This window comes from Amycolatopsis ultiminotia, from assembly GCF_039536925.1.
Lineage (GTDB): Bacteria > Actinomycetota > Actinomycetes > Mycobacteriales > Pseudonocardiaceae > Amycolatopsis > Amycolatopsis ultiminotia.
The window spans coordinates 87,503-94,758 of the sequence record NZ_BAAAZN010000030.1 but is presented as its reverse complement, the minus strand read 5'-3'; the positions used below and the strand labels follow the sequence as shown (position 1 = coordinate 94,758).

Annotated in this window: 10 protein-coding genes and 2 pseudogenes; 6 read left to right on the top strand and 6 right to left on the bottom strand. The window is 68.3% G+C overall.

Going from position 1 to position 7,256, the window contains the following annotated elements; all coding sequences use genetic code 11:
• Positions 1-127 (top strand): annotated as a pseudogene (locus ABD793_RS40345) (IS481 family transposase); the annotation flags it as partial.
• Between the two features lie 36 nt (positions 128-163).
• Here the strand turns inward: ABD793_RS40345 and ABD793_RS40340 are convergent.
• From ABD793_RS40340 to ABD793_RS40320, 5 genes are all read right to left on the bottom strand, one after another.
• A complete protein-coding gene (locus ABD793_RS40340; protein WP_344868951.1) occupies positions 164-1,423 on the bottom strand; it encodes a helix-turn-helix domain-containing protein in 1,260 nt (419 codons plus the stop codon).
• A 24-nt stretch (positions 1,424-1,447) separates the two neighbouring features.
• Positions 1,448-1,663 (bottom strand): hypothetical protein, encoded by a 216-nt coding sequence (locus ABD793_RS40335; protein ID WP_344868949.1) that lies wholly within the window; start codon positions 1,661-1,663, stop codon positions 1,448-1,450.
• 70 nt (positions 1,664-1,733) lie between these two features.
• On the bottom strand, positions 1,734-2,240 hold the full coding sequence (locus ABD793_RS40330) for a hypothetical protein (protein WP_344868948.1): 507 nt from the start codon (positions 2,238-2,240) through the stop codon (positions 1,734-1,736).
• Positions 2,241-2,297: 57 nt separating this feature from the next.
• Positions 2,298-3,089, bottom strand: coding sequence for an alpha/beta fold hydrolase (locus ABD793_RS40325; RefSeq protein ID WP_344868946.1), 792 nt, complete (start codon positions 3,087-3,089; stop codon positions 2,298-2,300).
• The gene (locus tag ABD793_RS40320; protein ID WP_344868944.1) at positions 3,086-3,490 is read right to left on the bottom strand and encodes a hypothetical protein; all 405 of its coding nucleotides are present in this window, start codon (positions 3,488-3,490) and stop codon (positions 3,086-3,088) included. The genes ABD793_RS40325 and ABD793_RS40320 overlap by 4 nt, the downstream gene beginning before the upstream one ends.
• Before the next feature lie 412 nt (positions 3,491-3,902).
• On the opposite strand from ABD793_RS40320, the gene ABD793_RS40315 reads away from it, so the two are divergent.
• Positions 3,903-5,021: an FAD-dependent monooxygenase gene (locus ABD793_RS40315; RefSeq protein WP_344868943.1), complete on the top strand. Its 1,119-nt coding sequence runs from the start codon at positions 3,903-3,905 to the stop codon at positions 5,019-5,021.
• A 10-nt stretch (positions 5,022-5,031) separates the two neighbouring features.
• On the top strand, positions 5,032-5,676 hold the full coding sequence (locus ABD793_RS40310) for a TetR/AcrR family transcriptional regulator (RefSeq protein WP_344868942.1): 645 nt from the start codon (positions 5,032-5,034) through the stop codon (positions 5,674-5,676).
• 89 nt (positions 5,677-5,765) lie between these two features.
• On the opposite strand, the gene ABD793_RS42940 is transcribed toward ABD793_RS40310, so the two are convergent.
• Positions 5,766-6,329 carry an IclR family transcriptional regulator domain-containing protein gene (locus ABD793_RS42940; RefSeq protein ID WP_425548852.1) on the bottom strand — a complete coding sequence of 188 codons (564 nt, stop codon included), beginning with the start codon at positions 6,327-6,329 and terminating at the stop codon, positions 5,766-5,768.
• Here ABD793_RS42940 and ABD793_RS40305 point away from each other — a divergent pair.
• The 3 genes and pseudogenes from ABD793_RS40305 (at position 6,300) to ABD793_RS42930 (ending at position 7,211) form a co-directional block, all read left to right on the top strand.
• On the top strand, positions 6,300-6,476 hold the full coding sequence (locus ABD793_RS40305; protein ID WP_344868941.1) for a hypothetical protein: 177 nt from the start codon (positions 6,300-6,302) through the stop codon (positions 6,474-6,476). The genes ABD793_RS42940 and ABD793_RS40305 overlap by 30 nt on opposite strands.
• Positions 6,443-6,679 (top strand): annotated as a pseudogene (locus ABD793_RS42935) (CoA transferase); the annotation flags it as partial. The gene ABD793_RS40305 and the pseudogene ABD793_RS42935, both read left to right, overlap by 34 nt.
• Before the next feature lie 46 nt (positions 6,680-6,725).
• Positions 6,726-7,211, top strand: a complete 486-nt coding sequence (locus tag ABD793_RS42930; RefSeq protein ID WP_425548851.1) for a CoA transferase — start codon at positions 6,726-6,728, stop codon at positions 7,209-7,211.
• The last annotated feature ends 45 nt before the right edge of the window (positions 7,212-7,256 follow it).

The following is a 7,256-nucleotide window of genomic DNA, read 5'->3' as shown; positions in this document are numbered from 1 at the left end:
CGATCATTCCCGACCCGCCTACAGCGAAATCCTGCCCGACGAGAAGAAGGAAACCGCGGTCGCGTTCTGGCAGCGCTCCCAGATCTTCTTTGCTGCCAGCGCAATCACCGTTCAGCGGACACTCACCCGCCAGCCACGTCCCCAACCTCCCCGGGCAGTACACCTAGGCCGATGGCTCGTCCTGGCAGCGGTCGGCGGCCGCTAGTCTGCGGAGTTTGAGCCCCAGATGGAGCATCAGCCGATCGTCGCCGGCGTCGAGGCTGCAGCCGGTCCGCTGCTCGATGCGCCGAAGCCGGTGGTAGAGCGTGCCGCGGTGCACGCAGATCAGGTCCGCCGTGCGCTTGACGTCGCCGGCGTTGTCGAGAAAGGCTTCCAGCGTCCCCATCAGTACCTGCTGATCGTTGTCCGCGGCCCGGAGCCTCGCCAACGCCGGTACGTCGGCCGCCCGTGCCAACTCGTCGCTCGGCATGCGCAGCAGGATGTCGTACGGGCCGAGGAATCCCCATCGAGCCACCGCACCGACGGCCGGGATGAGCCGCGCCGCGCGCACGGCGAGCAGCGCCTGGCGGTAAGAGCCGACCACCAGCCCGAGATCCGTCACCGGTGCGCCGATGCCCACCGCCAACCGGGTGCGCGGGCCGCTGAGGGCGCGGAATCGCGCCGTCATGCGTTGCCCGACGGCGTGGAGAAGCCGCGTTGTCGGTTCTTGCGGCCGGGCGAGCAACAGCCAGGCCCGCGATCGGTGCGCGAAGACCAACCCGGCACCCTCCGGCAGGGCACGCAACCCGTCCTCGACGGCCACCTCCACTGCCATGTCCGCCATCTCCGCAGCCATGTCCGGCGCTGCCTCGGCGGTCGTGACCGGGCAGTGGTGCGCAGCGATGACCTGGTAGTGCATCGGCTGTTCGCCGAACAGCTGTTCGGCGCGCAGTTCCTCCGCGGCCGCCGCCCTAATCGCCTCGTCCACGGACACCAACTCGCGCAGGATCGACCTGCGGCGGGCCCGGGAGCGTTCGCGCACGAGCAGGTCGCGGTGGAGCACGACGCCGGCACGGGCTGCGGTCCGGGCGGCCATCTCGACGTCGTGTTCGGTGAGGTGGACCGGTCCGTCGTCGATCAGCCACAGGAATCCGAGGAGACGGCCGGCGGAGCGGACCGGGGCGCACAGCCGGGCCTTCGAACCGGGGACGTCGAGTTCGACCCGACCCGGCTCGGTCCACGTCGAGATGCCGAGTTCGAGCAGCGGGCGGGTCAGCTCGTCCGGAAGCGAACGGTTCAGCACCGCGGTCACCCTCAGCGGATCCTCGTCGCCGAAGTGGCGGCTGACCGCGAGCAGCTTGACCGCCGGATCATCGATCGCCACCGAGCGGTGCAGTTGCTCGGCGAGCTCGTCAACGAGTGATTGCAGGTCTTCGCCGGCCATCGCGGACCTCCCCGGCGGTGCCCCTCACCGGCGGACACCGAGTTCGTTCAGGACAAATGCCAGCCATTCGGTCTCCTGCGCGATCCACGACGGGATAGTCGGTGCCTTCTCGGACGAGGTCCCGTCCTCCGACCTGGCCCACCGGTCCGGCACGGTCACGCCGCCGAACCGCACCGCGGGTTCGCGCAGCACGTCGAGCCGGTTGGTGGCGCGGTCATGTCGATAGACACCCAACTCCATCGTGATTCCGTCCCCGGTCACGCAGTGCTCGCGGCATGACCGGTCGTGCACCAACTGATGACCCGCCACATCAGGATTCCAGTACGGAAACCCACTTGTCGGCATTATGCGATTCGAAGTGCTCGTTGATGTGCACAACTCGTCCATCGCTGTCGACGTACCAGACCAGTGCCGCCGGAATCCTGACCTCGGTCCCATCCGAAGCCGTGAAGGAATAAATGCACTGGAACACGAAACCGCCCGGGAACGGCTGGTAGGTCACGTCCTCATGGTGGACGTCGGTATAGGCTTGCATAAGCGGCCACAAACCCGCTGTGTGCGCCGACCATGGCACCTCCTGATCCTGGCCGGGGACGGTGTAGCTGCGCCACACCCGTGCCGCATCGCTCGGAATCAGCTGATTCTCCATCGTCGCGGCCCTGTCCTCGACCGCGCCGCCGCGATTGCGCTCGTACGCATCTTTATACGACGCGGCCAGCGCCTCCATCTGTTCAAGATGCTCGCGAAGCTCATCGCCGGACATCGCCCGCCAGTCAGGCGGTGTCCAACCGCCGCGATTCGGTGCCACCTCGGTCATTTCTCTCCTTTGCCAACCACAGCTGAACATCCCGGGGTCACGCCCGAGCCGGGTTTCCTACCGCGACGGGTGGGCGAGCACGAAATCGCGGAGCAGCCGAGCAGTTTCCTGCGCGAACTCCATGGTGATTCCGTGCCGCGCCCCGGCAATCACCTCCAGCCTCGACCCGGGGATCGCGTCGGCGATCTTCTGGCCGATTTCGGGACGGGCTACAGGATCGTCCTCGCCGTAGATGAGCAGGGTGGGCGCCGTGATCTCGGGCAGGCCTGCGGTGAGGTCGAAGCCAGGGACCGCGGCCAGTCGCCGCGCGTCCGCCTCCGGTGAGCGGTGGACCAATATCGACTTGAGTTCGGCCACCATCTTCTCGTCCGCTTGCCCGCGTTCGGACAGGGCGAAGGCGAGCATCTGCGTATCCCGTTGCGACGGCGACAGTTCGACGATCTCGGCGGCCACGGGTGCCTGCAGGGCCGAGCCGTCGGAGAAGGTGGTGCCGACCGTCAGCGATTGCACGACCTCGGGCACCGATACCGCGACCTGCAGGGCGATGAAGCCGCCGAACGAGGCTCCGAAGATGTGCGCCCGTTCGTACCCGAGTCCCCTGATCAGCGCGGCGCAGTCCTCGGCAAGGTCGGGGATGCCGTACGGGTCGGGCGGGTTGACCGACGCTCCGGAATCGCGCTGGTCGTAGGCGATCGCGCGGATCCCGGCACCGAGCAGGGGCCGGAACGTGTCGTACTGGATGTGGCTGCTTTCGCCGCCGTGCAGCAGAATCACCGGCTCGCCGGCACCGGATTCCGCATACGCGATCTCGATCTCGCCGGCCTTGACCGTGCCCAGCTCGGTGCTCACTGCTGCCCTCCGGAGTTTCCGTCGACGAATGTCCCGCGGCCGTTGGTCTCCCCGGGCAGGCGCTGCTCACTCGGCGATCGCTCGCTGATCAACTCGATGATGTAGTGCGTGACCGCCGTGTCACCCACGTTGCGGATGCGGTGCGGGGTAAGGGGCTCCGCGGTGCCGACCGTCTGGAACAGCACGAAGCCCGGTTCGGCGGCCAGCGAGATCCCCCAGCCGGGGTCGCCGAGATTCTGCGCCTCGGCCTGCCCGCTGTCCGGCCACAGCACCACGTGGTCGTAGTGGTGCTGATGGAAGTCGAACATGCCGCCCGGTTCCAGCGTCATCGACCACACGCGCACCCGGTCGTTCTCGAACACCAGGGTGTCGCCCGGAGCGCTCGGATAGGTGGACTCCACAAGACTCACCTCCTTAAAGAGACGTATCGTTGCTTCAAGCTAGCCTTGATCCACCGTGGTGTCCACCGAGAAATCAGCGGCGACAACCGATCTCGTTGCCCGACTCGACGATCAGCTGTTCGGCCGCGCGCAAACGGCCGCCCATCGCGAGCAGCGTGCCGACGCCCGCACCGGACAGGTGGTGCCGCCGTCAATGCCGGCGAGACGAGGATGCGGTCCGGCGTCCCGGCGCCGTTTCCGTTGGGCTCGATACCGAGACCACCGACGTGGCCGACGAGATCGGCGAGGGTACCGACCCCGCGGTCAACCGCAACACGATCGGGTCACGTCCTGCCCGAGAGTCCCCTTCCGACATTAAAGCAACACTTTTTTGCTATAGTTGCGGCGTTGGTACAGGGACCCGAGGGGAGACATGGTGAAGATCCTGGTCAGTGGCGCAGGAGCGGCTGGGCTGTGTGCGGGTATCAACCTCGCACGGGCCGGGCACACGGTGGAGATCGTGGAGCGGGCGAACCACCTGCGCGTCAACGGCTCGCCCATCGACGTGCGCGGCGACGCGCTCGAGACCGCGCGCAGCATGGGCATCCTGGACGCGGTGCACGAACACCGGATCACGATGACCGAGCAGACGATGTTCGTCGACCGGTCCGGTGCGGCCATCGCCCCCTTGGTGACACAGGAGATCAACGACACCCCCGAGGACCTCGAGCTCCCCCGCGAGGACCTGATGACCATCCTGCGGCAGGCTCTGCCCGAGCAGGTCGACCTGCGCTTCGAGGAGTCCATCGCAACGCTGGCCGACGACGGGGACCAGGTCACGATCACCTTCGCCTCCGGCCGCGAAGCCGCCTACGACATCGTGGTCGGCGCCGACGGGGTGCACTCGGCGGTGCGCCGGCTGGTGTTCGGCCCGGAGAAGGAGTTCAGCGAGCCCCTCGGGGTGTACGTCGCGATCGGGGATGCACCCGGTCAGGCGACTCCCGGCGAAGCCCGCGTATCGGAGGTCCTCAACCTGCCGGGGCGTTTCGCCGGCGTGGCCCGCTACCGCGACAAGGCGCTGGGAATCTTCGAGTTCCGGTCCGACCCGATCGACTACGACTACCACGACCTGGCCGCGCAGAAGCGCATCCTGGCCGAGGCCTTCGCCGGGATCGAGGACTGGAAGATCCCCGAGCTGATCGAGTCCGCCCAGCGCGATCCCGAGCTCTACTTCGACGCGATCGCCCAGATCCACATGCCGGCCTGGCACCGGGGACGGGTCGTGCTGATCGGGGACGCCGCGCACTGCGCGACTTCGATGGCCGGGCGCGGCACCTCGCTGGCCCTGCTCGGCGCGTGGGCGCTCACCGAGGAGCTCGGTCGCCACGGCGAGGACCTGGATGCCGCCTTCGGCGCCTACGAGCAGCGCCTGCGCCCCCACGCGACGGCCGCGCAGGAGTTCGCGCACGGCGGGGCCGACCTCGTGGTCCCCGCCACCTGGGAGGCCATCGAGGCACGCAACGCCCGGCTGCGCGCGGCGCAGCCGTTGTAGGCTGCCGTCCGTGGCCGAGGACAGATCCAAGCGAGAACCGGCCCGGCGTCCGGGCGGGCGCACCGCCCGGGTGCGGCGCCGGATTCTCGAGGCCGCGGCCGAGCTGATCGCCCGCGACGGGATCGGCGGGCTGCGCTACGACCAGGTCGCCGAGGGCGCCGGGGTCAACAAGACCAGCGTCTACCGCAACTGGCCCAACCGCACCGCGCTGGTCGCCGACGCGCTCGCCACCTTCGGCGCCGACGCCGCACCCCTGCACGACTCGGGCGACATCGACGCAGATCTCGTCGACTTCCTCGAAGCCCTCGCCACCGCCACCACGAGCCCGGAAGGCCGGGCGCTGCTGACCGTGGTGGCCTCGGCGCGGGAGGACCCCGAGCTGCGGGCCATCGTCGACGAGGTGTTCGACCGGCGGCTGGCAAGTCTGCGAGACCGGCTGCAGGCCGCAGTCGAGCGCGGCGAACTGCCCGCGGTCGACCTCTCCTTGCTCGGCACGATGCTCACCGGGCCCGTCCAGCTGTTCGTCAGCCGCGGTTCCCGCACGTTCACCCGCGCCGACGCGCACCGGGTCAGCGCGATCGTGCTCGCCGGCGTACGAGCCGCCGCCGACGCCCCGGTTACCGGTGAGCGTGACGCCGACGAAGCCCGCCACTGATCGTCCGCGAGAACCCTGGTAACCGCGGGTCTTTCCCCTCGGCCACGAGGGTCACACAACCGGTGGTCGTGCCTTCCGCGTCCCCTACCTCACCATGCCCGTCGCCGACAGTGCCGCCTGGCACCACTGGAACCGGCGCGCCAACGTCCCTGGACACTGCCGTCGAGCTCGTCCCGACGTCCGCGGGAAAACTCGCGTGGGCGGCAGCACCGTACGCGTCCCCGGCTCCGCTGCCGGTTCCCTCGGCGTACTGGCTTGCGGGCGAGAACACCAACGCCCTTACTCATTTCCCCTTGCTCGTATAGCGGAATCTGTGTGTTGCTGATGGTGGCGAGATTGTCGTTGGCGTGTGCAGGTTGTGATCGCGGTCGGCGGTTTTGCAGGCGGGCCACCGCAGTCGCTCCCAGGTTTACCTCGTCTTCGCTGATCGAGTATCCGGCAGTGCGAATCTTGGCGAGGACCAGCTCTGCCGGAACGATGATCGTCGTCTTCGTGAACGGTTCGAGCGTACGTTCGTAACGCCTGCGCCGCTCCGGATCCGGCCGGTGGGCCAGAATCGCCGACGCGCTCGCACCGGCATACGAGGGAAGCCAGGCGTAGAGCGTGGGCACGAATCGAACGCTGTGCCGGCTGCGCGCGGCTGCGACCCACATCCGTTCGAGCCGCTATGGGTCGAACACGGCAAGCAGCGCAGTTTCACCGGTTTGTTCCTGCACAAGCGCGGTGTGGTACTCGATATCGGCGACGCGGACGGGCACTCTGCGCTGTGCGCACTGCTGGCGCGGGCGGATGCCTCGTGACGAATCTCCGGTTGGGCTCGCGTGCGCGCCTCGGGCTGGACGTCGAAACACTGCAGACGCTCAACCCACGATTGATCGTCTGCACTGCCCAGGCGTACGGCACCGGGAGCAGCTGCGCGGAGCGACCGGGTTACGACGACACCGTGCAGGCCGTCTCCGGGACGGCCGACATGTTCCGGCTCGCCGAAGGCAATCCGAGATACCTACCGACGGTGCTCGCGGACAAGGTCTGCGGGTTGAGCGTCGCCTATGCACTGCTGGCCACGCGTACTGGCGGCGGGTCGTGGTCCACATCGGACTGCCGACGGCTGGATCAGTGTACTGCCGTATACCCGACGGGACTGGGAAAACTTCTTCGCCGACGTGGACACGGCTGCGGTATCGCCCGGACCGCGGTTCGCGGCTCCGGCTGCCGAAACCGCCGGCCCGGACGAGCTCATGGCCTCGTTGTCCGCGGTACTGGCGACGAAATCGACTCAGCACTGGATCGGCTACTGCGGCCGCCACGGCATCGCAGCCGAACGGCTGTTCCGGCTCGACGCGGCCACCACCGACCCGTACGTGCGCGAACGCCACCTGCTCGTGGACGCCAACATCCGACGGAAGGCTCCTACCGCTACGTCAGCCCGCCCGCTCGCTTCTCGGCAACCGGTACCCGTTTCCGGCGGCACGCGCCCAGAACCGGGCAGGACACCCGCGCGGTGCTCACGGAACTGGGTCTGGACGGGGCGGTGATCGATCTCCCCGCGGAGCGTGCGGAAAGCACGCCGAATGCGGAAA